Origin of the sequence: Pseudomonas sp. NBRC 111139, from assembly GCF_001753955.1 — a bacterium.
Taxonomy (GTDB): Bacteria; Pseudomonadota; Gammaproteobacteria; order Pseudomonadales; family Pseudomonadaceae; genus Aquipseudomonas; species Aquipseudomonas alloputida.
In genome coordinates this window covers 1-24,046 of sequence record NZ_BCBP01000084.1, presented here as the reverse complement: position 1 = coordinate 24,046, position 24,046 = coordinate 1, and the positions used below count along the sequence as shown (strand labels likewise).

Here is a 24,046-nt window from a genome sequence, read left to right as displayed (position 1 = left end):
TCATTGACTCGGGAGCCTTTTCTGCATTCCAAAAGGGCGAGCTCGTGAGCTGGGAGAAAGTGTTTTTCGCCTACGAATGCGTGCTGGGGTGGACGGACAACCCCGGGGCGCTGAGCATCGTGGCACCGGATGTCATCGGTGACCAGTCGGCAACCCTCGACTTGTGGGCTGTGCACGCAGAGCGAGTTCGCACATGGATCACGGCCGGCGCTCGTGTGATCATTCCCCTGCAGCGAGGGGAGCTGTCTGCCGGAGAGATGCTGGCGCATGCCAAGCGGATATTTCAGACCGACCAGTTCTGCGCGGGAATCCCATCCAACTTGGCGGCAATGAGTGCTGAGGATTGTGCAACCTTGCACCATCACGACTTCCACCTGCTGGGGCGTGTGGTGATCAACGCCGAGTTGGGCGATAAACTGCGTGCCCTGCTGGCCAACAATCCCGATGCCATCTACACGGCAGATGCGAACTGGCTGCGGTCCCGCATCAAGGAAATCAGCCTCGCGGCTAAGGAAATGCGGCAAGCGCCGGCGGACAATCCGTTTGAGACGTCGCGCACACGTGCCGTACGAGCGATTCTGCGCCTGGATCCGTATCACCAGCAACCCGGCCCCTCGGGCGCCCGCCAATCGGAGCTGACTTATGGCACATAACACTGGCACCGCTCAGTGCTCGCACTGTGGGGCTGAGTATCGACTGGTCACAGAACACAATCGCGATATGCAGCGGCTCTGCAGGGCCTGGCTCAGCCGCCACGAGCGGCCGTGTGCAACCAGGACGCCGGAGCAGCGTCGGGCCTGGGCGCAGAAGTACGTAGGGAAGGATTTCACTGAAAGCAGCTTGACGGTCAACCTGGAACATCCTGGGTTTAAAGAGATCCAGCCGGGTCATGCAGTTTTGGGCGACGCTCCAGTTCCTCTAAACCCATCTGTGGGATTGCACTGACTGCTACTTGGCCATCCTGCCGGGCAGATTCGTTCTCCCTCCTGTTGAAGGTGCGGGTTGATCGCCGCTTTGGCAGAGTGTTGCTGGGCGAACACCCATTCTGTCAGTGGCGATAGCAGCGCATCAGCTATCGCAGCCATTATGCCAGTGAAACCACCTGTCATTTCCATAGGAGCTGTGAAGTGAAGTCCGTCGATGTTGTGAGCAAGGCTTGGACAGATACATACGAAGAGATTGCTGCTAAGGCCCAGCTTGTGCGGGATGTGCTGGAGCAGCGCAACGTGAGGCTGCGGTCCGGCAGCGCACTTTCGCAACTGCTTAGCCAGGCCGACAAGCTGAGCCTAGCGTGGGCAGAGCAAGTGAAGCCAGATGACCGGGTGGTCTGGGAAGCGGCGTTCGTGAACCGTCTGGCTGATGCGGTCACCAACTTGCCTGAAGAGCCAGGAATTCAAGAGGCGCTCAAGCGTATGGCCGGCAGCGTCATGCAGCCGGATGATCGGAACACCTCCCAAGGGAAGGACGCTCTCTGGGAGCTGGTGCTGCTGTCCGACTTGAAGAGCCGAGGGTTAGCAGCCAAAGCTGCAGAACCCGATATCCTGGTTGACTTCGGCATGGGCGACTACCCGATCGCTTGTAAGAAGATCTGGTCTGAGAGCGGAGTTGAGAAGCGTGTTAGCCATGCTGCCAAACAACTGGCGCCGTTCAACAATGGCGGGGTCATCGCTCTCAATCTGGACGATTTGGTCCCCGTCGGGAAAGCTGTGAGCGTTCCCACCAAGGAGCTTGCAAAGGCTGTTCTGACCAAGTTCAACTTGGACTTCATTGAGCGTCATCGAGACGTGCTGCAAGATGCTGTCATGAGCGGCAAGTGCGATGGTTTCTTCATCTCGACGACCGCCTTTGCTGTCCTGGCGGAGGAGGAGACATCGGCCTACCTCGCTACGCAAGGTTCTTTGTGGCACCTCGGAGATTCGTCGCCAGAGTCCTGCGAGCGCTTCCTTGCATTTGGTCACACGCAGGGCATGTAACCAGGAGCCTGCAGAACCACGAAGCGCCGGAAAATCCTGGGAGTGACAGTCAACACAGTGCTGTCGAGTAGCCTCGCTAAGGTCGAAAAGATGCGAGAGGATTGACAGCCGCTTCGAAAAATCAGACATTGCGATTTCTGAGGACGCAAGTCTGTTTCGTTGAGCGCGGTCAGTCCTCTTGGGATTGGTCGCGTTTTCCTACATTTTTGGGGTCTCCTTTTCTGCTCATTGGTCATGACTCTCATGACTGATCAGAATCTCAAGCAACCGGCTTGCCCGCCGACCCTCTCAGCATTTCCGGCATATCATCAAATCCCTTCCTCAACGCATGCTATCCGATCATTCTTCAGCTGTAGCTCTTATACTGATCTGTCCTCAGGCTGTGGTAACATCAGTTATACGTACGTGTTATGTATCAATTTGCTTGTGTCTGGGGGTGTGTATGGCAAGTGACGAAGCTCTAGGGTGTGATTACCAAGGCAGGCATTTCGGTGCGGCCTATCCCGATGCGCAGTGCGTCGACGGTTTTCTCTGGGATGAGGATAGCTGCGATGAGCCTGGAGGTGCTCTTCTCCATGGAGGCGACATTCCCTGCCCAAAATGTAATTCAGCTGCGCATGCCACGTACTACGGTACGGAAGAAGACTCAGCGTCGCCCTCGGCCCAGTCGACTGGCAACGGTCCTTACCAGCTACTCCCCAACAACCCCGAAGATTCGCCGGGCTGTGCACCTGCTCTGTCGTGAGCTTGATCAGCTACACAGGTTCGAACGTTCATACACTCACTGGAAAAAGCATGTCACCACTTCGAAAGATTGCTGTGCTCGGTTGTGTCGCTCTGTCGCTGGCAGGGTGCAATGACAAAAAGATCAATGTCACCATTCCGACTGGCTCGACCCTCTACGTCAAGCTGTATCACCTCGGTGATCCTGCGCTCGGCTCGGTTCTGCCAACCGAGTACCGGGCTGGAGGGTTTGGCAAAGTGGAATATGAAATGTCTCAGGTCCTGGCCGGAAATGAATGCGCCCTGGGCATTCCTCTGAAATGGAACAGCCGCCAGCTCAAGCATGAGACTTCTACCGCCACACTGTCCTGCGACGGAGCTGATCAGCGAGAGCTGAAGGGCTATGTGATCGGTGAAGACGGCAAACAAGGCCTGGCCGGTGTTACGTTGGGCAGCGTGGTCCCGTTTGTGGTCACCGAGACAGCAACGGTCAAATAGCCCCGGGGGAGAGCATCATGCAGCTGTCGAAATTGCGGCCACGGCTGTACCCAAACGGGCGGCTAGCCCTGGAGCTGCTCTACGAAGATGGTGAGCACTGGGGCGTGCTCACAACGAACCTGGTGGAGGCCGAGTTGGCGGTCGATGAGGTGTGTATCCACGCCTGGCAACTGCCCGATCAGGTCTTGGATCTGCACCTGGCATCCGGAAAGTTTGAAGACACTGGCAGGGTTGAACCTGCTGGTTTTGAAGACGCACCTGTGTGGCGGGTCATCTGCCCAGAGCTGCTGGCGCATGCCCAGCGAATGCGGGCTCATACGAGGTAAGCAACATGGATTACTCGCAACTGCTTGAGCGGAGCTTTCTTCAGATGGCTCACACGTCTGTAAGCCGCCTGGGATATCTCGCGGAGCACGTTTTCGGGTTCACTACGGATTCACCCAGTGCTGACGAGCTGTTCGCTGCCAAAGCTGTAGAGGTCTGCGCTGCGCTGGGCAATCGAACGATGCGGGAGTACGTTACTACCAAAGACGGGCACCTCTGGTTCTTGTTGATGTTCAACATGCCATTCTTCGCTGGGCGCCTCGATTGGGGCACCTCGATGACCGGATCCTGGTGGAGCGTTGAGCATGGAGAATTTTTGGAGCTGGATAGCTGCGGGCTCTGGACAGAAACCGGCCAGCTGTTAGAACCGATGCGCTTCACACTTGACCAGTGGAAGGAGTTCATCAACGCGGTCGTCGCTTTCGCTGCGCCCGAACTGGGGCCGGGCGCTGGGAAAGGCTTTGAGGAATTGCCGGCGTTATGAGGTCGGCTGAAGGCCGAAGGATTCTGCAATTCGGCCGATGATGGTCTTGAGGTCACCCCGAATCTTGAGCGCTTTGAAGTCGATCTCTTCGACCGCCAGGCGCTCAAGGAATAGCGCCATGTCTGCAGTAATGCTTGCGGGCAACTCAATCACCTCGCCAGTCAGCAGGCCCGCCAGGGCCAGGACATCGTTCCGATGCTTCCTGACGTTCTTCGAGTCAACTGCTTCACCGTTTGCCTTGCGCTGAGACAAGTCGAGCCAGGCCTTAGCTTTGAAGGGGATAAGACGATCAGCGCTGATGTATGTCAGCTCCTCGCTCTGATGGCGGCCGGAACGCAACAGGGTGTAATAGTCTTCATCGAGCAGGATAGCGCTCAAACTCGAAACCGACTCATCTGTGGGGATTGGGGTCAGCGTTGCGTTTTCCTCATGCTCAAGGCCATCCGGTGCACGAGAGAATAGTTCGATCATTACCGGGTAGGTTTCGTCGGCGGGATTCTGGAATCTGTAGAAGACCGGCCTGTCACCCCCTCTTTGTTTGATCTCATAGCCGCCGGCCTTTATGAACTCCCAGAACCTGTTAACAAAATGGGAGTCCAGAGCCTCAATCACGAGCACGATGTCTAGGTCTTTCGTGGCCCTGAAGCTCTCTCCCGCGTCTTCCATCGCCAGAGCAGAGGCAACGCCACCGATTAGGACGTAGCTATCGCGGAAATCGCGAAAGTGCCGGCCAAAAATATCTAAACCTTTCACGCTAACCAAAGTACCTGCTCCTTGAGTTCATCCAACGCAATCTGAATGCGTTCGTCGGGGTTGTCTTCCAGGCTCAGAAACAGCGACGCTGTGTCTGCCATATACTGCGTTTCGGTGAGCGACGGATACCCCCAGATCTCCACCCACTCCTCGATCGAGTCCACCGACTCGACTACCTCAAACGCATCAAGCGCCAGCATGTCATTGAACACTTTCTTGCTCATCCCCCATACGGCCTGCTTAGGCTCCGCCAGCATCGTGTACTTGGCCAGGGCAGTTTCCCCCGCGATGAATACTCCCGGGGCCATGGGGATAGCATTTCGGGTAATACCAATTCTCTTTTTGACGGGGGACCGCAGGTGCTTCTTGGCCTTCTGGAACACCTCTGCAGGCGACCCGTTGAAGGCGTAGGTCTTCCAATGCAGCTCGCTTTTCGCAGGGCTAATCACCCCCAGCGATACCAGCTGATCCACTGCCTTCGAGAGGGTCACGCGACTGTAGCCCAGGTCCCCCAGCAAAGCGTTCGTAGTGAAGTAGGTTTCGTCGGGTATCCCGGAATATAGGCACGAGAGAAGCATGGCTTGGGCCGCGGGGAGGAGGGCGGCTACCTCGCTCTGCTCTCGCCGCTGACGGAAGCTTTCACGCAGGTCCAGCGCCATCTCAGGTATGAACATCTGGAAGCTGGGCTGGATGAAATTGACCTGGTGCATGATCAGGCTGCGGCGGTCTTGAGTCGACAAGGACCAGCAGACGTACACTACTACCTGGTTGGTGACGTTGCGCACCATCTCGATGTGCTTCTGCAGCTTCACGATGCCTGGGTACTCAATATCATCACGGGAGACCAGCAGCATCATGTTGAACGCCGAACTGTTCCCCATAGGTACGCTCAACTCGTAGGTCTTGTAGCTGTCCCGGATGGTATAGGGGACTCGGAGTGGCACCGGAGTCATCTGCGCTGCCACACCTAAAACGGACTCAATGTAGGCCTTAGCTTCGTCTTGTAAATTCGGCATGAGCCGGCCTCGTGTTAACTACTTTTTTTCACTGTAAACCACAGTGGTTTACAAGTCAAAAAAGTGGTTTACAATCCAATGTTTACTGGGGTTAAACGGAAATGTGCCATTTATAGTGGGTTAGAAAAAGCCCCAGCCAGAGTATGCGCTGTGCACTGCACAGTGTGAAGTGCACACAAGCAGTTCAAGCGCCGTCAGGTGGTCTGCTGACTTTTCCTACATCCATAACGGAACCGTCTGATCGACACCGTTGGATCAGAGGGGGAAGGTCAGGTTTTTCACCGAGGAAATGGAGCAAGGAAAATGGCTAGGCCAAACACCAGCGAACTGAAGCTACCTCTCAGCTTACACTTGGATCAGAGCACCCTGGATGCGATCATCCGCTTCAGGGCCGCACGTGCAGCACATTTGAAGTATGCGCACGACGATACAGCTGCCAGCGCAGAAATGTTTCTGGCGCTCCAGCAAGCTGAGGCCGACCTGGCCAGGGCGGTTGACGAGCTTCTGGTCAAGACTGCGGCTGAGACGGCAGAACCACACCCGCGACTGCAGAAAAATGTTGTCCTATAGGACAATATTTCAATTGAAAATAGTTGTTCTATAGTTTAATCTTTTCTCATTGACGTCTATCAATGAGGCCAGCAGGAAATGGATCGTTTTCAGCAGCAGGGCTTGCTTTTCGGGGATGAAACCCGTGACTCCACAAAAGCCGAGCTTGACCAGTTGATCGCCAGTGGTGCGCTGTTTGTGGCCAACCATTCGGGCGGTAAGGATTCGCAGGTGCAACTGATCCGTCTCCTGGAGCGCGTTCCGGCTAGCCAGCTGGTGGTTGTCCATGCATCGCTGGGCCCGATGGAGTGGCCGGGGGCGATGGAGCTGGCCCGTGATCAAGCCGCCGCTGCAGGCCTTCCTTTCATTGTTGCCACAGCCTCGAAGACGCTGCTGGAAATGGTAGAGCGTCGGTTCGAGATTCGCCCCGAGGTACCGAGCTGGCCATCTGCGTCTACTCGCCAATGCACGAGCGACTTGAAACGAGGACCCATCCAACGTGAGGTCAGGCGCTATGCAAAGGCCAATGGCTTCAAAACGATCGTCAACTGCCTTGGCCTGCGCGCTCAAGAGTCGCCAGGGCGAGCGAAGCGGGTAGTTTTCAGCCGGATGGGGATCAGCAACTCTGTGTTGACCTGGTTCGAGTGGTTGCCAGTACATGACATGCGCACGGATGAGGTCTTCGGTGCCATCGCTGCAGCGGGGCAGCGTCCTCATCACGCCTATGCCCTCGGTAATGATCGATTGAGCTGCATTTTCTGCGTGATGGCGTCCAAGCCTGACTTGCGTAACGGGCGTGTCCATCACCCTGAGCTTTTCGAGCAGTACGTCGCTCTTGAGCGGCGCACGGGCTACACGATGCACATGAATCGAATCCCACTTGTTGAGTTGGCGGCATGACCGCCCTCTGACTGCTTCCAGTGTAGAATCCACACACAGCTTGATAGGCCAAGGATCCACCGTGACTTCACCATTCTTCGTGACCATCGATTCCCAGAAAACGCTTGATATCGACGACGCGATATCGATCACCCAGAGCGGCGATCTGTACATCATATCAGTTGCCATCGCCGATCCTTCTGCGAAGGTTGGGGTCGGCTCTCATGACGATAAGTTGGCGTTTGAGCGGGCCGCCTCGATCTATGCCCGAGATCGTGCAGTGCAAACAATGCTGCCACGGCACATCGGCGCAGATCAAAGTAGCCTTGTCGCGGGGCAACCACGGCAAGCGATGGTTTTTACAATCACGCTCAATAGCTCGCTTGAGGTCGTCGGTTTTGAACCTAGCTGCCAGGTTATCACCGTCAACACCCGTCTCACATATGAGGCCATTCCGGAGATAGCCCGAAGCACTCAAAGCCCTTTGCGTGAAATGGTGGAGCTCCTCAGTAGGGTTTCGACGCTGCTGCTGCAGCGCCGCCGATCGAAAGGAGCGCTTGCCCTTTACGATATTCGCAAGCTCATGCTCTCGGATGAGGAGGGCAATCTTCGCCAATACGAGTCGTTGGATCAGATGGTCGGGCACATCATCGTGCAAGAATTCATGATTCTGACGAATTCCCAAATAGCCCTCTTCATGGCCGAGAATGGGCTGCCGGCGGTATACCGTAACCACGCAAGCCGAGTCTCCGCTCCGCATGCACTGGACCTGGCCAACACAGTCGAGCAGTGGTTGAAAGAGGGGCTGGTGACCGAAGCCTCTGTGGGTGCGCAGTTAGGGGCACTCATAGAGCGTGCTGTTTACGATGGCGTGGCGCGTGGGCATTACGGTCTTGGCCTAACGCTGTACCTCCACGGCACCTCTCCGCTTCGTCGGTATGCCGACTTGGTGAACATTCGCCAGATTCGGGCGCATCTCGACAATTGCCCGCTGCCATATTCGCAAGCAGATCTGCTTACAATCTCTGCGTCGATCAACAAAACGCTGCGAGAGCGATCCGAATCCACTGTCGACTACCACAAGGAGGTGCTGGCGCGGAAAGCTCAGCGCTTGGTGGCGAGTGGGAACCTGGTCAATATGGAGGACAACGTACTCAGCGCTGCCGTGAAGCTCGCGAAAGACGCCGGTCATTTGCCTGAAGCTGTAGTGGCTGAATTGATACGAAGACTCAACAACAACACGATAGCGGACGCCATCGTCGATCGACTTGCGATTCAAATCCCAAGGGAAGCAATCACCGAAGATCTTGGGGTGGCTTTCTCGAACTGGATGTGCCAGCACCCTCACAACGTGGTCAGGATCATCATGAACGGAATCCAGACTCAAGTTTTTGAGGGGCTCGATGAAACGGTGCACGGTGTAAATGGAGGCTTCAAGTGTGTGGTTGCTGTCTCGGCAAGTGGGCGGCGTCTTCAGGGTGTTGGTGTGCACCGCGAGAAGCGTGTAGCAAAGCAGAAAGCCATGGTCGAGATTTTGTGTCGTCACTTGAGTTTGCCCATAAACAGCCTTAACCCTGAGGCTCCGACGCAGTCATCAAGCTCTCCAGCGCCCCGCGCTACTGACTACAAAGGTGCGCTAATTGAACTTTGCCGGAAGCGGGGGTGGGCTGCTCCCCATTTGCATGTCGCGATGAGTGGACCGTCAAATGCTGCAAGCTTCACAGCCACCGCGACTGTCCACCCGAAGGGTGGCGACGTCGAAAGTGCTACCTCACCAGAGTGTGCAACCAAGAAGGCCGCTGAAGCAGCTGCTTCGGCCATCCTATTGGAGCGACTGGCCAAGTCACGTGAGGCGACTTCCGTGAGCAGCTCAAACCCGGTAGTGCAGCTAAATGAGATGGCACAAAAAAACAGGCTGGCGGAGCCCAGTTACATCTTCACCCAGCTGAGCATTGCCCCTCCGCAATTCGAATGCGTGGCGCGAATTGTGGTAGATGGAAATGTGCTTTCGGCCAAGACAGTGGCTGGAGGTAAGAAAGTCGCGAAAGAGCTAGCTGCTGCCGAAATCCTTGGGCAAGTGAAAATAGCGAGCTGAATGAGACGTCCTGTTGACTGCCGCGAGAATGGAGAGCTAGGCAAATGAGCACAGAGCAAGAAGAACTGGAGGGCTTCGAGCTGGCCTACAGTGTGCAGATCGACAGCAGCCAGGTGCTTGAGTTGCTGGTTGACGAAATTGACACTGGGGACAGCGTTTGGCAAACCACGAATGCGAGCGGTCAGGTCCTAGACCGTTCCGAGCGTTACGAGGATCAGGCCCGGTGTCTGCGTGACGGCCTGAATAAAGTGCTGAAGTAGGAGCAAGCACCAGGTGTACTCAAGCCCAGCCATCGAGCTGGGCTAGTCTGGTTGTTGAGGTTGCATTCTTAGATGCTGCTGGAGCCTTTAGCCAGCAAGGGCAATCGAATGGACGAGCGATGAATCTGAACAGAATTGTTGATCGACAGGTGGTGCGAGCCGAGGCCTTGATTGCTGGTTACCTTGGTTTGTACGCTGGCAGCATCGACCTGGCTGACTTCAACCCAGGATCGGTCAAGCGAGCAACCCCAGAGTTCAAGCGTAGCGTGCAGCTGATCCACGATCTTGCGGCTACGTCGGTGGTGACTCAGTCGACTGTCCGCATGATGGAAGCCGCCGTGGATGGACTGGCCGGCATGGTCAGGGCACCCAAGATGATGGCGCCCACACGCGCCCTCTGGGCTATCGAGGATAGGATTCGTCGCACCCCGCTGGCGCTGGTTCGTCACCTGGGCGCAATTGCAGGGTCGGTGGCCGCGGGTATCTGGGGAACCATCGAGAAAAGCGCTGAAGCAGATGTGGGCGTAGCGATCGCCGCGGCCCTGGTGATGTTTTCCTTCGGCTGCAGCCTGAGCCATCTGCGAGACCCTGACCACACAGTGCCGAAAGGGCTTTTGGCGTTCCTAGGCGTTGGAGCGCTTGCGCTCGTTACGAAGGGAGTGCTGTTCACATTCTTGGTTTATGCAGTCATCTCGACGGGCTTCTTCATCCGAGACATCGCGCTGTGGTGCCGCCGGCCGAAGCCGGGCGCTGTAGCTTCGTTCAACCGTGACGATCGGGTGCTGTTCGGCGATAACGGCAACATCTACACAGTCGAGGAGCTGTACGACCTTACCGGCGGTCACGGGCCTGCGCATAGCGCTTACGGCCTTGCGAAAGACGATGATTGAACCATGATTCATGGAATGCAGGTGGCTGCGCAGATGCGCCTGCGAGAGCGTGTGGCAGTAGTGCTGCTCGGCCTCGACTCAGCTGGGGAGTCGAGGCCGAGCGCATATGAGTAGACTACTTGCCTTCGCCGTTTGCCCGGGCGAACTGTGCAATGTCCAGTGGCACCTCAGCGAACCCGGCCGGCTGAGTACACCAGTCTACGACCCAGTCCTGGACATGCCGACGGGTGAGAGGGCCGTACGCTCGCTTGACGTCGTTTAGGCTGATGAGCCCACAGATGGGGTTGATGATCCAAAATCCAATGTGCTTGGCGCAGAGGAAATAGGCTGCAGCGTAAAAAATGGCTGACGCGATGTTCCCGTACAGCTCCCGGATCTGAAGCATTGGGTAGTAGAACGCAGCAGTCGTGACCAGGGCGCAGATCATCACGAGCGCCCACTGATTCCACATCTTTAGAGCGATAAAGCCGGTAAGCCACCACTGCCGTCGCTTGTTCAAGTCATCCCATTTCATTTCTGTTTGTAAGCGTCCGGCGAACTCACCTTCCGAACTCCAGCATTAAGGGTAAGCGTCCGGCGAACTCACCTTCCGAACTCCAGCATTAAGGGCGATGGTGTCCGCGTATTTTTAAGCGGACGCGATCACCCTTATCGCCAGGATTTCCATGCGCCAACGAAGCTCTTACCCCAAGCCGTTCAAGGCCCAAGTCGTTCAGGAATGTCTGCAACCTGGCGCAACCGTGTCCAGCGTTGCCATCAGCCACGGCATCAACGCCAATGTCATCCGCAAATGGCTGCCGCTCTATCGAGACCAGTCCGCAACACCTTCGCTGCCGGCATTTGTCCCGCTGAAGGCAGCACCTAAACGGCCCGCCGAAACGTCAGTGACAATTGAATTGCCTATGGCCGGACAATTGATCACGGTGAAATGGCCGGCCTCGGATCCCGAGGGCTGCGCGCAATTTATTCGGGCTGTCACTCAATGATCCGTATCGATGCCATCTGGCTGGCCACCGAGCCGATGGACATGCGCGCCGGTACCGAAACCGCCTTGGCGCGAGTGATCTCGGTGTTCGGTGCGGCGAAGCCGCACTGCGCTTATCTGTTCGCCAACCGCCGGGCTAACCGGATGAAAGTGCTGGTGCACGATGGCGTCGGCGTCTGGCTTGCAGCACGTCGACTGAACCAAGGCAAGTTCCACTGGCCCGGCATTCGCCATGGCGGCGAGGTCGAACTCGACAGCGAGCAACTCCAGGCGTTGATACTGGGCCTGCCGTGGCAGCGCGTTGGCGCCGGCGGTGTGATTAGCATGCTGTAACCACCGGCCATTTGGCCGGTCTACTTGTCGTCGTCCCGCGTCTGCTCTGGCACAATCGGCGGCATGACTTTCTCGCCCAACCTCGACCAGATGACCCCGGAACAGCTTCGTGCCTTGGCGGCACAGGCGTTGCAGTTGCAATCCCAGGTCGAGGCCATGAGCAAGAAGATCCAGAACGATGAAACCATCATCGAGCAGCTGACTTACGAGATCGCCCTGCTCAAACGGCACAAGTTTGCCAAGCGCAGCGAGCAAATCAGCCCGGCGCAAGGCAGCTTGCTGGATGACCTGCTCGATACCGACTTTGAAGCTATCGAGTCCGAGCTGAAACAGCTCCTTCCGGTTCCGCCACAAGCCGAGCCACGGCAATCCCCGAAACGTGCGCCATTGCCGCCGCAGTTCCCGCGCACGGTGATTCGTCACGAACCCGAAAACACCCAGTGCGCCTGCGGCTGCCAACTTCAACGCATCGGCGAAGACGTCAGCGAGAAGCTGGATTACACGCCGGGCGTGTTTACCGTCGAGCAACATGTGCGGGGCAAATGGGCCTGTCGTCAGTGCGAAACCCTGATCCAGGCACCGGTGCCAGCCCAGGTTATCGACAAAGGTATCCCGACCGCAGGTTTGTTGGCCCACGTGATGGTGGCCAAGTTTGCCGATCACTTGCCGCTGTACCGGCAGGAGAAAATCTTTGGTCGCGCCGGACTGGCAATTGCTCGTTCGACCTTGGCGCAATGGGTCGGACAAACTGGCGTGAGACTTCAACCGCTAGTTGATGCTCTGCGTGAAACGGTGCTGAGCCAGGGTGTGATTCACGCCGATGAAACACCGGTGCAAATGCTTGCGCCCGGCGAGAAGAAAACCCACCGGGCTTACGTCTGGGCCTACAGCACGACGCCGTTTTCGGCGCTCGACGCGGTGGTTTACGACTTCAGCCCAAGCCGTGCCGGAGAACATGCACGCAACTTCCTGGGTGACTGGAACGGTAAGCTGGTTTGCGATGACTTCGCTGGCTACAAGGCCGGATTTGAGCAAGGCATCACTGAAATCGGCTGCATGGCTCACGCCCGTCGCAAGTTTTTCGATCTGCACGTGGCGAACAAAAGTCAGCTGGCCGAACAAGCGCTGCACTCGATCAGCGGCTTGTACGAGGTTGAACGCCAAGCGCGGGAAATGAGCGATGAAGACCGCTGGCGAATACGCCAGGAATTGGCGGTGCCGATCATCAAAACACTGCATGACTGGATGCTGGCCCAGCGCGACCTGGTACCCAACGGATCGGCCACGGCCAAAGCCCTCGATTACAGCCTGAAACGCTGGGTAGCGCTGACGCGCTACCTGGACGATGGGGCTGTGCCCATCGATAACAACCAGGTCGAGAACCAGATACGGCCATGGGCACTCGGGCGCTCGAACTGGTTATTTGCTGGGTCGCTGCGCAGCGGTAAGCGGGCTGCGGCCATCATGAGTTTGATCCAGTCGGCGCGCATGAACGGGCATGATCCGTATGCCTATCTCAAGGATGTGCTGACGCGGCTGCCGACCCAACGGGCCAGTGAGATCGGGCAGTTGCTGCCGCATCAGTGGGTGCCGGCCTGACTTACGCAAGGTGAGTTGGGCGAACGCTTACCATTAAGGGCGATGGTGTCCGCGTATTTTTAAGCGGACGCGATCACCCTTATCGCCAGGATTTCCATGCGCCAACGAAGCTCTTATCCGAAACCATTCAAAGCCCAAGTCGTTCAGGAATGCCTGCAACCTGGCGCGACGGTGTCCAGTGTTGCCATCAGCCACGGCATCAATGCCAACGTCATCCGCAAATGGCTGCCGCTCTATCGAGATCAGCCTGCAGCAGCTTCACTACCGGCTTTCGTCCCGCTAAAAGCCCCACCTAAACGGCCAGTCGAGGCGTCAGTGATCATCGAGTTGCCCATGGCCGGGCAAGTGATCACGGTGAAATGGCCAACCTCAGATCCTGAGGGCTGCGCGCAATTTATCCGGGCTGTCTCTCAATGATCCGCATCGATGCGATCTGGCTGGCCACCGAGCCGATGGACATGCGCGCCGGTACCGAAACCGCTTTAGCCCGAGTAATCGCGGTGTTTGGTGCGGCGAAGCCGCACTGCGCTTATCTGTTCGCCAATCGCCGGGCCAACCGGATGAAAGTGCTGGTGCACGACGGCGTGGGCGTCTGGCTTGCCGCACGGCGACTGAACCAAGGCAAGTTCCACTGGCCCGGCATTCGCCATGGCTGCGAGGTCGAGCTCGACAACGAACAACTCCAGGCGTTGGTACTGGGCTTGCCGTGGCAGCGCGTTGGCGCCGGCGGTGTGATCAGCATGCTGTAAACGCCGGCCATTTGGCCGGTCTACTTGTCGTCGTCCCGCGCCTGCTCTGGCACAATCGGCGGCATGACTTTCTCGCCCAACCTCGACCAGATGACCCCGGAACAGCTTCGTGCCTTGGCGGCACAGGCGTTGCAGTTGCAATCCCAGGTCGAGGCGATGAGCAGGAAGATCCAAAACGATGAAATCCTCATCGAACAGTTCAAGTTCGAAATCGCCCTGCTCAAACGGCACAAGTTTGCCAAGCGCAGCGAGCAAATCAGCCCGGCTCAAAGCAGCTTGCTGGATGACCTGCTCGACACAGACCTTGAAGCTATCGAGGCCGAGCTAAAACAGCTCCTACCAGCTGCGCCACAGTCCGAACCACGGCAATCCCCGAAACGTGCGCCCTTGCCGCCGCAGTTTCCACGCACCGTCATTCGCCATGAACCCGAAAACACTCAGTGCGCCTGTGGTTGCCAGCTCCAACGCATCGGCGAAGACGTCAGCGAAAAGCTGGATTACACGCCGGGCGTGTTTACCGTCGAGCAACATGTGCGGGGCAAATGGGCCTGTCGCCAGTGCGAAACCCTGATCCAGGCCCCGGTGCCAGCCCAGGTTATCGACAAAGGTATCCCGACCACAGGTTTGTTGGCCCACGTGATGGTGGCCAAGTTTGCCGATCACTTGCCGCTGTACCGGCAGGAGAAAATCTTTGGCCGTGCCGGGCTGGCAATTGCTCGCTCGACCCTGGCGCAGTGGGTCGGACAAACCGGCGTGCGGCTTCAGCCACTGGTCGATGCACTGCGTGAAGCCGTGCTGAACCAGGGCGTGATCCACGCTGATGAGACACCGGTGCAAATGCTTGCGCCAGGCGAGAAGAAAACCCACCGGGCTTCTGTCTGGGCCTACAGCACCACGCCGTTTTCGGCGCTCAAGGCGGTGGTTTACGACTTCAGCCCAAGCCGTGCTGGCGAACATGCGCGCAACTTCCTGGGTGACTGGAACGGCAAGCTGGTCTGCGACGACTTCGCTGGCTACAAAGCCGGGTTTGAACAAGGCATCACTGAAATCGGTTGCATGGCCCACGCCCGTCGCAAGTTTTTCGATCTGCATGTGGCGAACAAAAGCCAATTGGCCGAACAGGCGCTGCACTCGATCAGCGGCCTGTACGAGGTCGAACGCCAGGCGCGAGACATGAATGATGAAGATCGTTGGCGAATACGTCAGGAACTAGCGGTACCGATCAGCAAAACACTGCATGAGTGGATGTTGGCCCAGCGTGACCTGGTGCCCAACGGATCAGCCACGGCCAAAGCCCTCGATTACAGCCTGAAACGCTGGGTAGCGCTGACGCGCTACCTGGACGATGGGGCTGTGCCCATCGACAACAACCAGGTCGAGAACCAGATACGGCCATGGGCACTCGGGCGCTCGAACTGGTTGTTTGCCGGGTCGTTGCGCAGCGGCAAACGCGCGGCGGCGATCATGAGCTTGATCCAGTCGGCACGCATGAATGGGCATGATCCGTATGCCTATCTCAAGGATGTGCTGACGCGGCTGCCGACCCAACGGGCCAGTGAGATCGGGCAGTTGCTGCCGCATCAGTGGGTACCGGCCTGACTTACGCAAGGTGAGTTGGGCGGACGCTTACTTCTGTTTGGTGTCCTGTCGTCTGTGGCCTTGTGGCCTGAGCGAAGGAATATAACAATACTAGTTAATTATCTGTACGCGTTATGTGTTATTTTTTATTCCGGAAAACGAGCCATGTCCAGGAGATCCTTGGTGAGTTCAGAAAAAAACACCCGCATGCGTGCGGTTTACTGGGGCGTAGCGTTGCTCGCTCTGATCGGAGGACCGCTGGCCTACAACGGCCTAGGTTTGAGCAAGCTGAGAACTGATTTTTCATCTGCGACACCTGAGGAAATTGAGGCGGCGACCCGTGATTCGAAATGCGCAAATCGGCTCCTGGTGGATGCCAACCGAAGCGCGCTAGTCGAGCGTCAGGCCGAAGCTTTCAAGGGGACTGCACCATGATTTCGTCTGGCCAGCAGCCCGCCCAAAATCAAATTCGGCGCAACTACGTGGTTGGCGCCATCTGCATCGCAGCTTTTTCTGCGAGCTCATTCGCATACACGTTGCCCGGGCTTACCGCTAAGGCGGCATCGCTTGTGGTTGGGTACTGGGCGGCACTGCCGTTTGTACACCTGGCCACAGGGCATGGGTTCGGATTCAAGAAGAAGCGGACAGTAGCCACAGGCTGCCCTGGCGTAGATGGCCAATGCTGTGATGCTGGAAGTGCAGTCGAGCAGCCTTCCCAAGCGCAGATTGAGGTTGCACTAGGCATTGATGCTGTTTCTGCCTCGCGCACTCCCTCCAGCCCAAACAATTGTGCAGGTTGAGTCGAGATGAAAAGAAAATTCAAGAATGGTAATTCTGGCTGGAAGACAAACTGGCTCGGTGTTTGTGAGCGCCCTCGATTCTTCACCATTGTCACGCTCAAAGCGATGGCAATGTTTGTTGTTCTAACTGTTTTGAGTTTATTGCGCTCTGCAGTGGTTTTAGTAGTGATTGCCTTGCTAGTTTCAACGATTGGCAAGATTTTTACTTCTACAGAGAGCTTTGATGTGCGCAGTCTTGCTGTCTTAGATGGGATACCAGACTATTTTACTCTGATAGTCATGATTTTGGTTTGGCACGGGATGGTGTGCGATGTATTTGCAGTACTGCGAAAATGGCGGCAAAAGCGAATTCGGAGCCGAAACGAAATTAAAATGAGCTGAATTCGGTGATTGGTACGCTGGTTTCAACCCGCTATAGCTGCAATCCAGGTTGGTGGCGTAAGCTTCTAATTTTGTACATGCTGATTGGATATAATGCATGAATTTTTTTAAAAAAGCGCCTACGCTGTATGAGCAGCTAGAAATCGGTAATGTCTCATTTGCATCTGCAATAAAGCTAAGTCGCTTGGCTTTTCTTGTATCCAAGCGAAGATTCGTTGAGTTTTATTTGCCATTTCTTGCTTTGGTAGCGACTGTGTTAGCTTGTAGTAAGTTTCTACACAGTGAGGGGCGACCAATATCTCACTATGTTGGAATACCGATGATGTATTTTGCCTGGTGTTCGTTTTTTGTTGTGAAGCTTTTCTGGGCGAATAAAGGTCGTTCGTATCTGGAATGGGTGGAAGACATGTTTGGCCCGAAAACGTGTCAAGCTGTGCTGGATCTTTTTCTGGCCGGTGAGCGCTATGACGTAGTCCAGGAAGCGAAAGCTCAAGGTGAATACGTATCGTCATTGTACGTAAAGTCACTCAAACAGTCGGCAACAGCTCAGCGTTCCGAGTGATGATATCGGGCCGTATTCGGTCATTATTCGGCTGTAGGCTGATTCGGCCCTTTGAGTCTCTCGCCCTGGAGTTGAGGCCACATGAACGTTCAAGAGCAACTACGTCACCACGAAGCCCTGATCATTGCCGCACCAAGGCGAGTATTGGCTGGTGATGACGACTGGAAAAAGGACATCACACTTGACGCTGGGGTTTACGTGATATGGCAGGAGAGAACTCCAATCTACGTTGGCGAAACCTCGGCACTTCGCGCCAGAATGGGTGACCTCACCGTCTTTAAGCACCATACCTTTGCGCGCAGAACCTGCGATTTGTTCGGGCTTGGCGCCAGGGACAGAAATGGCCTGATCAGCGTATATTCGAGCAACTACGAACTGTCCTTCTGTGCGGTCCCGTTTGGGCGCAAGGAAATCGAGGAATACTTGATTTTGCGCTGGCGTTCAAGCCTGTCGAACAAAGTCGCAGCGCGGCTGCTGTCGGGGCACCAATACAACTGGGTTGTGCCTGCTGCACCAGTCTTGAATACCGGTGCCGGCAGTGCTCCGGACATCCAGGCGAGGGAGCTCGATATCGGATTGGCGGAAGCACTTTAGGTCCTCCTTTGTTCTGTATTTTTTCAGCTCTAAAGGTCTCGTGATTTCACTGAAAGTTTAGGATATTTAGAGCTTTAGTGGTCGTCTTCTCGGCCTTCGATGCCGTTTGACATTCAGTAAATCTTTCAGGATTATAGTTACGTGTTGCCAACTTGCGCCCGTAATCCGCGACTGCGCATGTCAGCGCACGGCCCCTCCCTGGAGAGTTTGAATGTCGATCCCAAAACCGAGTGCCGAAACTTTAGGCCAGGCCGGCGATGATGCTGGCGTGGAGGCGGCGCTGCAGGAATTCCGCGATAAGATTCAGGCCGCTACTGGTCGATCAGTGCTCCCGCTTGAGTTGGCGGCATTCCGCGCCCAGGTCGCTACCTGCATCGCTCACCGGCAGCCGCGGCTCGTGCAGTTTGGCCTTTGCGACTTTCAAACCCGCACCGGGCGGGCAACCTTGATCGAAGTGACGTTCTGATCCGGCCGGCCACCCAGCGCGTGGTAGTTGCGTTCTAGGCCCCCAAACAACGAACATCGTGACCAAACCCCAGCTGTCAGCGCAGGACAGGACCATCTATGGGTACTGATTGCAGCTGGCAGCCCGATCCGCACCAGCAATTCGACGAGTAAGGCCTGAGGCTTGAACGACCATATCCATCTAGCGGCTGAATACGATCAGAACCCCAGTCGGGAGCTGCCGCATTCTGTTGAAGCCGAGCAGGCCATTCTAGGCGGATTGCTGAACGAGCCACGTGCCTGGGTGCGAGTCTCGGACCTGGTGGTCGAATCTGATTTTTTCCGCGCCGACCACAGGCTCATTTTTAAGGCTATTGCCAGGCTGCTTGAAGAGGGGCGTGCGCTTGATGTTGTCACAGCCCAGGAGGCTCTGGATCGAGCAGGGGATCTCTCGAACGCCGGTGGGCTGGCCTATCTAAAAGAGCTTTCCGATAACACCCCGTCCGTTGCCAACATCGCGTCCTTTGCACGCGTAGTCAGTGAGCGGTCGCAGTTCCGAAAGATCATTGGCGTCTGCGGGGAGATCGAGCAAAGCGCCAGCTCCCCGAACGGCCGCACCGCGGAAGATCTGGTGCATGATGCCGAATCGAAAATGTTGTCCGTGGCCGGTCAACGGCCGAAGGAAGGCGGCCCGGTTGGCATCGACACCCTGCTCAGGAAAGCCGTCGAGAAGATCGAATCCGTCCATGAGTCAGGCCTTGAGTCCCTGGGCCAATCGACAGGCTTCGTCGACCTCGATAGCAAACTGAGCCTGTTGCGTCCTGCTGACCTGGTCATCGTGGCCGGCCGGCCATCCATGGGCAAAACCACTTTTGCCATGAACATTGTGGAAGAGGCCGTTCTGCGGTCGGAAAAAGTGGTCGTGGTCTATTCCATGGAGATGCCTGGCGATGCCCTGCTAACGCGCATGCTCTCCTCGATGGGTAGCATTGACCAGTCGCGAGTCCGATCCGGGAAGCTGTTGAATGAGGACTGGACCAAGCTGACCAAGGCTGCCAATGCACTCAACAAGAACGATCGCTTCTTCATTGATGACACGCCGGCCCTGAGCCCTTCGGAGATGCGTAGCCGTACGCGGAGGCTTCGGCGCGTGCACGGCGAGATTGGCCTGATCATGGTGGACTACCTGCAGCTGATGCAAATCCCCGGATATGGCGGCCTCAACCGTACCAACGAAATTTCGGCCATCTCCAGGTCACTAAAGGCTTTGGCCAAGGAATTTGATTGCCCCGTGATTGCACTCTCGCAGCTCAATCGCTCGGTGGAACAACGCAAGGACAAGCGCCCGGTTAACTCCGATCTGCGCGAATCCGGGGCAATTGAGCAGGACGCGGATGTGATCCTGTTCGTGTACCGGGATGAGGTGTACAACCCTGACTCCCGCTTCGCTGGTACGGCCGAGATCATCATCGGCAAGCAGCGTGAAGGTCCGACCGGTTTTGTGCGGCTTGGCTTTGAGGGGCGATACACACGCTTCGTCAACTTAATGCCAGGCACGCACGACTTCACCGATCAAGAGATGGGTGTAGAGATGATTGATCCCCATTCTCGCCTTGGTCGGATGCCGGTGCAAAAGCTGGCAGAAGAGGCTTCCAAGAAGGTCGAGGGCAAGGGCAGGGGGCGGCGCCGGAAAGGTTCGAGAAAGCCGCCATGAAGCCCGCTGACACCTCGCCAACCGGTAGCGCTCCCCACTCACTCAACAAGATGCCCACATGAACGAAGATTATGCTTCCGAGCAGCTTGACCTACAGACCTCCTCGCTGAAGGTGCCACCGCATTCGATCGAGGCTGAGCAGTCCGTGCTCGGTGGTCTCATGCTCGATAACAACGCCTGGGAGCGTGTGCTCGATCAGGTCTCTGATGGCGACTTCTACCGACACGATCACCGGCTGATTTTCCGCGCCATTCAAAAGCTGGCCGACCTGAACGAGCCTTTTGACATCGTGACGCTGCATGAGCGTCTGGACAAGGAGGGGCTGAGCAGCCAGGTCGGCGGACTGGCCTATCTGGCGGAGCTGGCAAAGAACACCCCGTCCGTGGCCAACATCAAGGCCTACGCTGCGATCATCCGCGAGCGGGCGACCCTGCGCCAGCTGATCAGCATCAGCACTGACATCGCGGACAGTGCCTTCAATCCAGAAGGGCGGAATGCAGCGGAGATCCTCGACGAAGCCGAACGGCAGATTTTCCAGATCGCTGAAGCCCGGCCGAAAACCGGCGGCCCGGTGGGTGTCAAAGACCTGCTGACCATGGCCATCGACCGTATCGATACGCTGTTCAACTCCGACAGCGACATCACCGGTGTTTCCACCGGCTTCACCGACCTGGACGAGAAGACCAGCGGCCTGCAGCCGGCCGACCTGATCATCGTTGCCGGCCGGCCTTCGATGGGCAAGACCACCTTCGCCATGAACCTGGTGGAGAACGCTGTGCTGCGGTCCGAGAAGGCGGTGCTGGTGTTCTCGCTCGAAATGCCAGGTGAGTCGCTGATCATGCGTATGCTGTCGTCGCTCGGCCGCATCGACCAGACCAAGGTGCGATCCGGCCAGCTCGACGATGATGACTGGCCGCGACTGACCTCAGCGGTGAACCTGCTCAACAACCGCAAGCTGTTCATCGACGACACCGCCGGCATCAGTCCCTCGGAAATGCGTGCGCGCACCCGGCGCCTGGCCCGTGAGCACGGCGAGATTGGCATGATCATGGTCGACTACCTGCAGCTGATGCAGATCCCGGGCTCTGCCGGCGACAACCGGACCAATGAGATTTCCGAGATCTCCCGTTCCCTCAAGGCCCTGGCCAAGGAATTCAATTGCCCAGTCATCGCCCTGTCTCAGCTGAACCGCTCCCTGGAGCAGCGGCCGAACAAGCGCCCAGTGAACTCCGACTTGCGTGAGTCCGGTGCGATCGAGCAGGACGCCGACGTGATCATGTTCGTGTACCGGGATGAGGTGTATCACCCCGAGACCGAGCACAAGGGTGTGGCGGAGATCATCATCGGCAAGCAACGTAACGGTCCGATCGGCTTTGTGCGGCTGGCGTTCATCGGTAAGTACACCCGCTTCGAGAACCTCGCGCCTGGCATGTACAACTTCGACGATGATGAGTGATGACCCTCTGATCAGTTAGTGTCAGCCGCTATCCCCAGCTTCGCCCTCAAACGTAGTCGCGATGATCGCAGTAGGTTGGCAGGGGGGGGGGCGGCTCATCATTCCCTCCTGCTTTCATGCTCAATGTTGAGCATCTCCTGGATACGAAGCCTACATCCTCCTGGAGATGCCACATGCACAACCTGAACGTATCTGAACTGACCTGGCCCCAACAGGTAGCTCTCGACGACTACGTCCTCTACACGCAGCGCCTTCCTTGCCAAGGTGTCGCTGCTGAGCAGTGGTTGGAGCGGAAGCGAAAAGACTTTATCGAGCACATCATGCACATCAACGAGCAGGCCAGTTACACCGCCTTCCTTGCTCGCCTGATCAAAGAAACTCCCTCGCCCGCCGCTCGCCGAGCTGAACTGGCATCACGCCAATGAAGCCTCGGCTGCAGGTCCTGGTCTTGATCAAAGGAAAACCCCGGCTGACTGATGTCCAGGGTCTTTTCCGCTTAGCCATCACCGCACGCAGCTCTGACGAGTACCCCTGTTGCGTGGTCAGCTTTCAGTAAACGCTTCACCCACCCCAGCCAAGGCTGGGGTTTTTTATGCTTGGCGGTATCCTCTGGTTACCTGGACTGGAGCCTGGGCGGGCGGTCTGTGCGTGCGTGCAGCTATTTTGTGAATGCGCAACCCGCACCGTATGCGATGCGTTTGCGCCGGCGTCAACTTGATTTACTAGCATTATGCGTACGTGTTAGGCTTCGTTGGCGATCATCTTGCGCGAAGCACTCCGCGCACGCCGATGCCGAGTGACTGATCGACTTGGTGTCAACGCCCAAAGTCGAAGGGAAAATACCGATGAATGAGTACGCCAATTGGAAGCAGGCGGTCGTGGAAGCTGTAGCAAGTAAGGGTCAGATCCCCCGCGACATTGCAGCGAAGGTTACCGAGGACAATTGCCCTGTCCTCCAGCATGCATGGGGCCTGCAGCTCGATGTCAACGTGGCTGCAGTAAGGATCATCGAATCTGAGGAAAGGGCGGCGATTGAACAGCACAAGGCCAGCCTGACCAAGATCTGTCGTGTCGCGCCGTGGGTACTCCTGGCTTCCGGTGGTATGGCTGTGATTGGTAAGACATTCCATCCGCTGGCGGACACTCCACTCGCCGTGTTCGAGTCACTGGCAGTCTTTGCGGGTATCACGGGGGGCCTTTGCGCCCTGTGCTTCTACACAGCTGCGCGGCTCAAACTGGACGAGTTTCAGAAGGCTGAAGAAAAATCCTAAGTAACTAAGATGATCAACGCTCAGCTGCACGCCGAGCCCCGGAGAAATAAACCGGGGCCGTGCCAGTTGAAGGAGTTCGTTTCGCGTCCGCGAAATCTAGGAATTAAGTGAAACAATGAAAATCGAGCTTGAAAGAATTGCTGAATTCTTGATGACGATCCCTCTATCCATTTTGCAGCTCATCGCTGTGTCGGCTTTGGTCGTGAGTTGGTTTGTGATCTTCAAGCCTCTATTGGCGAAGAAGAAATTGCTGATCTGGCAACAAGTGGTTGGTGGCCTCGCTTTCGGTATTGGGTTTGGAGTTGCCTTCGCAGCTGCGGCCTTGTCCCTCGGCCCAAATGTATAGAAAACGTTGTAGATCGCCAGCCCGCCACGTCGCGGGCATTCGCGGTAGGGGGCGTGGGTTCGCGTCTCCGACCATCACCGGAAAGGAACTGTGCCGATGAGTATCCTGAACAACTATTCCGAAGCGGACCTGGACACCGAAATCTCGGTGAAGCTGACCCTGCGCGACTTGCTAATTCTGAGCTGGGGGCACGAGAGCGTTTCCTTCGTGCCTGGGGAAGCGTCCGATAAAGAATTCAAAGCTGCTGAACAGAAGATCGACAATGCCCTCAACCAGCTTCGTGTGCAGATCTCCCGGGCAGAGCGGCCAAAGCTCATGGTTGATGAGGGGCAGAGGGCGCCGCAACTCAGTGCTGATGCCATCCAAACCGTGTTGAAAACGAACACCAGGAACTGATCACGGTAAACGCTCAGGTGTACCCCAAGCCCCGGCCTGATAAACCGGGACCGAGGCCGTAGAGACAGGTGTGATTTTCGCGCCCGCATAACCATAAGGGACCTGTATGAGAAGAGAAATGGATCCAACCCGTCCAGTGACAAGAAATCGCGTTCTTTCGTTTTTCGGTGCGGCCGTGATCTGGTTCATCCTGATAGCACTTGACAGCCGTTCTGAGCACATCAGTGCGTTACTGTTCTTTGTCTTGGCGTCATATATGGCCCGTAGTATCTCGGGAATTAGCCCCACCAGCGCTGTATGTGACACTGACGAAGAAATCCGGGCCAAACTAGATGCGAACAACCTAAGCAGCAAGCTTGATTAAGTAGGAAAGTCGGCCTATGAATATTTCCTA

29 protein-coding genes are annotated in these 24,046 nt (G+C 56.7%); 26 read left to right on the top strand and 3 right to left on the bottom strand.

Features of this window, described 5'->3' with window-relative positions:
- The 5 genes from BJQ17_RS26490 to BJQ17_RS26470 all read left to right on the top strand — a co-directional run.
- Positions 1-653 (top strand): hypothetical protein (locus tag BJQ17_RS26490; protein WP_070096850.1); only part of this gene is annotated, 653 nt, incomplete at its 5' end.
- Between the two features lie 474 nt (positions 654-1,127).
- The gene (locus BJQ17_RS26485; protein ID WP_060495097.1) at positions 1,128-1,973 is read left to right on the top strand and encodes a hypothetical protein; all 846 of its coding nucleotides are present in this window, start codon (positions 1,128-1,130) and stop codon (positions 1,971-1,973) included.
- A 795-nt stretch (positions 1,974-2,768) separates the two neighbouring features.
- Positions 2,769-3,194, top strand: a complete 426-nt coding sequence (locus tag BJQ17_RS26480) for a hypothetical protein (protein WP_023383598.1) — start codon at positions 2,769-2,771, stop codon at positions 3,192-3,194.
- 17 nt (positions 3,195-3,211) lie between these two features.
- Entirely contained in the window at positions 3,212-3,520 is a 309-nt protein-coding gene (locus BJQ17_RS26475) for a hypothetical protein (protein ID WP_023383599.1), read from the top strand.
- 5 nt (positions 3,521-3,525) lie between these two features.
- Positions 3,526-4,002: a hypothetical protein gene (locus tag BJQ17_RS26470; RefSeq protein WP_023383600.1), complete on the top strand. Its 477-nt coding sequence runs from the start codon at positions 3,526-3,528 to the stop codon at positions 4,000-4,002.
- On the opposite strand, the gene BJQ17_RS26465 is transcribed toward BJQ17_RS26470, so the two are convergent.
- Both BJQ17_RS26465 and BJQ17_RS26460 read right to left on the bottom strand, forming a co-directional pair.
- The gene (locus tag BJQ17_RS26465; RefSeq protein WP_225786313.1) at positions 3,997-4,755 is read right to left on the bottom strand and encodes a hypothetical protein; all 759 of its coding nucleotides are present in this window, start codon (positions 4,753-4,755) and stop codon (positions 3,997-3,999) included. The genes BJQ17_RS26470 and BJQ17_RS26465 overlap by 6 nt on opposite strands.
- Positions 4,752-5,771, bottom strand: a complete 1,020-nt coding sequence (locus BJQ17_RS26460; protein WP_070096849.1) for a hypothetical protein — start codon at positions 5,769-5,771, stop codon at positions 4,752-4,754. The genes BJQ17_RS26465 and BJQ17_RS26460 overlap by 4 nt, the downstream gene beginning before the upstream one ends.
- 648 nt (positions 5,772-6,419) lie before the next feature.
- Between BJQ17_RS26460 and BJQ17_RS26450 the strand changes: the two genes are divergently transcribed.
- From BJQ17_RS26450 to BJQ17_RS26435, 4 genes are all read left to right on the top strand, one after another.
- Complete coding sequence (locus tag BJQ17_RS26450) at positions 6,420-7,220, top strand: phosphoadenosine phosphosulfate reductase family protein (RefSeq protein WP_023383604.1); 801 nt, start codon at positions 6,420-6,422, stop codon at positions 7,218-7,220.
- Between the two features lie 61 nt (positions 7,221-7,281).
- Positions 7,282-9,294 (top strand): RNB domain-containing ribonuclease, encoded by a 2,013-nt coding sequence (locus BJQ17_RS26445; protein WP_060501454.1) that lies wholly within the window; start codon positions 7,282-7,284, stop codon positions 9,292-9,294.
- Between the two features lie 44 nt (positions 9,295-9,338).
- A complete protein-coding gene (locus tag BJQ17_RS26440; RefSeq protein ID WP_054925781.1) occupies positions 9,339-9,554 on the top strand; it encodes a hypothetical protein in 216 nt (71 codons plus the stop codon).
- 119 nt (positions 9,555-9,673) lie between these two features.
- Complete coding sequence (locus tag BJQ17_RS26435) at positions 9,674-10,444, top strand: hypothetical protein (RefSeq protein ID WP_054925779.1); 771 nt, start codon at positions 9,674-9,676, stop codon at positions 10,442-10,444.
- A gap of 115 nt (positions 10,445-10,559) precedes the next feature.
- Here BJQ17_RS26435 and BJQ17_RS26430 read toward each other — a convergent pair whose 3' ends face one another.
- Positions 10,560-10,958 carry a hypothetical protein gene (locus tag BJQ17_RS26430; RefSeq protein ID WP_054925777.1) on the bottom strand — a complete coding sequence of 133 codons (399 nt, stop codon included), beginning with the start codon at positions 10,956-10,958 and terminating at the stop codon, positions 10,560-10,562.
- A 151-nt stretch (positions 10,959-11,109) separates the two neighbouring features.
- On the opposite strand from BJQ17_RS26430, the gene BJQ17_RS26425 reads away from it, so the two are divergent.
- From BJQ17_RS26425 to BJQ17_RS26355, 17 genes are all read left to right on the top strand, one after another.
- Complete coding sequence (locus BJQ17_RS26425; protein WP_070096848.1) at positions 11,110-11,430, top strand: transposase; 321 nt, start codon at positions 11,110-11,112, stop codon at positions 11,428-11,430.
- Positions 11,427-11,762 carry an IS66 family insertion sequence element accessory protein TnpB gene (gene tnpB, locus BJQ17_RS32310; protein ID WP_070096847.1) on the top strand — a complete coding sequence of 112 codons (336 nt, stop codon included), beginning with the start codon at positions 11,427-11,429 and terminating at the stop codon, positions 11,760-11,762. The genes BJQ17_RS26425 and tnpB (BJQ17_RS32310) overlap by 4 nt, the downstream gene beginning before the upstream one ends.
- Positions 11,763-11,825: 63 nt before the next feature.
- A complete protein-coding gene (locus BJQ17_RS26415) occupies positions 11,826-13,361 on the top strand; it encodes an IS66 family transposase (protein WP_070096846.1) in 1,536 nt (511 codons plus the stop codon).
- Positions 13,362-13,457: 96 nt separating this feature from the next.
- Entirely contained in the window at positions 13,458-13,778 is a 321-nt protein-coding gene (locus tag BJQ17_RS30590; protein ID WP_014754842.1) for a transposase, read from the top strand.
- Complete coding sequence (gene tnpB / locus BJQ17_RS32305) at positions 13,775-14,110, top strand: IS66 family insertion sequence element accessory protein TnpB (protein ID WP_014754843.1); 336 nt, start codon at positions 13,775-13,777, stop codon at positions 14,108-14,110. Before BJQ17_RS30590 ends, tnpB (BJQ17_RS32305) begins: the two co-directional genes overlap by 4 nt.
- Positions 14,111-14,173: 63 nt before the next feature.
- Positions 14,174-15,709 (top strand): IS66 family transposase, encoded by a 1,536-nt coding sequence (locus BJQ17_RS26405; RefSeq protein WP_060501452.1) that lies wholly within the window; start codon positions 14,174-14,176, stop codon positions 15,707-15,709.
- A gap of 162 nt (positions 15,710-15,871) precedes the next feature.
- On the top strand, positions 15,872-16,123 hold the full coding sequence (locus BJQ17_RS26400) for a hypothetical protein (protein WP_175442761.1): 252 nt from the start codon (positions 15,872-15,874) through the stop codon (positions 16,121-16,123).
- A 371-nt stretch (positions 16,124-16,494) separates the two neighbouring features.
- The gene (locus BJQ17_RS31445) at positions 16,495-16,869 is read left to right on the top strand and encodes a hypothetical protein (protein ID WP_139139825.1); all 375 of its coding nucleotides are present in this window, start codon (positions 16,495-16,497) and stop codon (positions 16,867-16,869) included.
- Between the two features lie 97 nt (positions 16,870-16,966).
- Positions 16,967-17,431, top strand: a complete 465-nt coding sequence (locus BJQ17_RS31440; protein ID WP_139139824.1) for a hypothetical protein — start codon at positions 16,967-16,969, stop codon at positions 17,429-17,431.
- Positions 17,432-17,512: 81 nt separating this feature from the next.
- Positions 17,513-18,025, top strand: coding sequence for a hypothetical protein (locus BJQ17_RS26390; RefSeq protein WP_175442760.1), 513 nt, complete (start codon positions 17,513-17,515; stop codon positions 18,023-18,025).
- 211 nt (positions 18,026-18,236) lie between these two features.
- Positions 18,237-18,491, top strand: a complete 255-nt coding sequence (locus BJQ17_RS26385) for a hypothetical protein (RefSeq protein WP_054925937.1) — start codon at positions 18,237-18,239, stop codon at positions 18,489-18,491.
- A gap of 162 nt (positions 18,492-18,653) precedes the next feature.
- Positions 18,654-20,183: a replicative DNA helicase gene (gene dnaB, locus BJQ17_RS26380; RefSeq protein ID WP_070096845.1), complete on the top strand. Its 1,530-nt coding sequence runs from the start codon at positions 18,654-18,656 to the stop codon at positions 20,181-20,183.
- Between the two features lie 58 nt (positions 20,184-20,241).
- The gene (gene dnaB, locus BJQ17_RS26375) at positions 20,242-21,639 is read left to right on the top strand and encodes a replicative DNA helicase (RefSeq protein WP_023383613.1); all 1,398 of its coding nucleotides are present in this window, start codon (positions 20,242-20,244) and stop codon (positions 21,637-21,639) included.
- Positions 21,640-21,812: 173 nt separating this feature from the next.
- Positions 21,813-22,064, top strand: coding sequence for a hypothetical protein (locus BJQ17_RS26370; protein WP_023383614.1), 252 nt, complete (start codon positions 21,813-21,815; stop codon positions 22,062-22,064).
- Between the two features lie 420 nt (positions 22,065-22,484).
- A complete protein-coding gene (locus BJQ17_RS26365) occupies positions 22,485-22,910 on the top strand; it encodes a hypothetical protein (RefSeq protein WP_054925932.1) in 426 nt (141 codons plus the stop codon).
- 115 nt (positions 22,911-23,025) lie between these two features.
- Positions 23,026-23,256, top strand: a complete 231-nt coding sequence (locus BJQ17_RS26360) for a hypothetical protein (RefSeq protein ID WP_054925930.1) — start codon at positions 23,026-23,028, stop codon at positions 23,254-23,256.
- Between the two features lie 96 nt (positions 23,257-23,352).
- Positions 23,353-23,652, top strand: coding sequence for a hypothetical protein (locus tag BJQ17_RS26355; RefSeq protein WP_054925927.1), 300 nt, complete (start codon positions 23,353-23,355; stop codon positions 23,650-23,652).
- Positions 23,653-24,046 lie beyond the last annotated feature (394 nt).

Excerpts from the sequence above, each read along its gene's own strand:
- BJQ17_RS26480 (WP_023383598.1), top strand. The coding sequence starts at position 2,769 with ATGTCACCACTTCGAAAGATTGCTGTGCTCGGTTGTGTCGCTCTGTCG.
- BJQ17_RS26475 (WP_023383599.1), top strand. The coding sequence starts at position 3,212 with ATGCAGCTGTCGAAATTGCGGCCACGGCTGTACCCAAACGGGCGGCTA.
- BJQ17_RS26470 (WP_023383600.1), top strand. The coding sequence starts at position 3,526 with ATGGATTACTCGCAACTGCTTGAGCGGAGCTTTCTTCAGATGGCTCAC.
- BJQ17_RS26460 (WP_070096849.1), bottom strand. The coding sequence starts at position 5,771 with ATGCCGAATTTACAAGACGAAGCTAAGGCCTACATTGAGTCCGTTTTA.
- BJQ17_RS26450 (WP_023383604.1), top strand. The coding sequence starts at position 6,420 with ATGGATCGTTTTCAGCAGCAGGGCTTGCTTTTCGGGGATGAAACCCGT.
- BJQ17_RS26440 (WP_054925781.1), top strand. The coding sequence starts at position 9,339 with ATGAGCACAGAGCAAGAAGAACTGGAGGGCTTCGAGCTGGCCTACAGT.
- BJQ17_RS26435 (WP_054925779.1), top strand. The coding sequence starts at position 9,674 with ATGAATCTGAACAGAATTGTTGATCGACAGGTGGTGCGAGCCGAGGCC.
- BJQ17_RS26430 (WP_054925777.1), bottom strand. The coding sequence starts at position 10,958 with ATGAAATGGGATGACTTGAACAAGCGACGGCAGTGGTGGCTTACCGGC.
- BJQ17_RS26425 (WP_070096848.1), top strand. The coding sequence starts at position 11,110 with ATGCGCCAACGAAGCTCTTACCCCAAGCCGTTCAAGGCCCAAGTCGTT.
- tnpB (WP_070096847.1), top strand. The coding sequence starts at position 11,427 with ATGATCCGTATCGATGCCATCTGGCTGGCCACCGAGCCGATGGACATG.
- BJQ17_RS26415 (WP_070096846.1), top strand. The coding sequence starts at position 11,826 with ATGACTTTCTCGCCCAACCTCGACCAGATGACCCCGGAACAGCTTCGT.
- BJQ17_RS30590 (WP_014754842.1), top strand. The coding sequence starts at position 13,458 with ATGCGCCAACGAAGCTCTTATCCGAAACCATTCAAAGCCCAAGTCGTT.
- tnpB (WP_014754843.1), top strand. The coding sequence starts at position 13,775 with ATGATCCGCATCGATGCGATCTGGCTGGCCACCGAGCCGATGGACATG.
- BJQ17_RS26405 (WP_060501452.1), top strand. The coding sequence starts at position 14,174 with ATGACTTTCTCGCCCAACCTCGACCAGATGACCCCGGAACAGCTTCGT.
- BJQ17_RS31445 (WP_139139825.1), top strand. The coding sequence starts at position 16,495 with ATGAAAAGAAAATTCAAGAATGGTAATTCTGGCTGGAAGACAAACTGG.
- BJQ17_RS31440 (WP_139139824.1), top strand. The coding sequence starts at position 16,967 with ATGAATTTTTTTAAAAAAGCGCCTACGCTGTATGAGCAGCTAGAAATC.
- BJQ17_RS26390 (WP_175442760.1), top strand. The coding sequence starts at position 17,513 with ATGAACGTTCAAGAGCAACTACGTCACCACGAAGCCCTGATCATTGCC.
- BJQ17_RS26385 (WP_054925937.1), top strand. The coding sequence starts at position 18,237 with ATGTCGATCCCAAAACCGAGTGCCGAAACTTTAGGCCAGGCCGGCGAT.
- dnaB (WP_023383613.1), top strand. The coding sequence starts at position 20,242 with ATGAACGAAGATTATGCTTCCGAGCAGCTTGACCTACAGACCTCCTCG.
- BJQ17_RS26370 (WP_023383614.1), top strand. The coding sequence starts at position 21,813 with ATGCACAACCTGAACGTATCTGAACTGACCTGGCCCCAACAGGTAGCT.
- BJQ17_RS26365 (WP_054925932.1), top strand. The coding sequence starts at position 22,485 with ATGAATGAGTACGCCAATTGGAAGCAGGCGGTCGTGGAAGCTGTAGCA.
- BJQ17_RS26360 (WP_054925930.1), top strand. The coding sequence starts at position 23,026 with ATGAAAATCGAGCTTGAAAGAATTGCTGAATTCTTGATGACGATCCCT.
- BJQ17_RS26355 (WP_054925927.1), top strand. The coding sequence starts at position 23,353 with ATGAGTATCCTGAACAACTATTCCGAAGCGGACCTGGACACCGAAATC.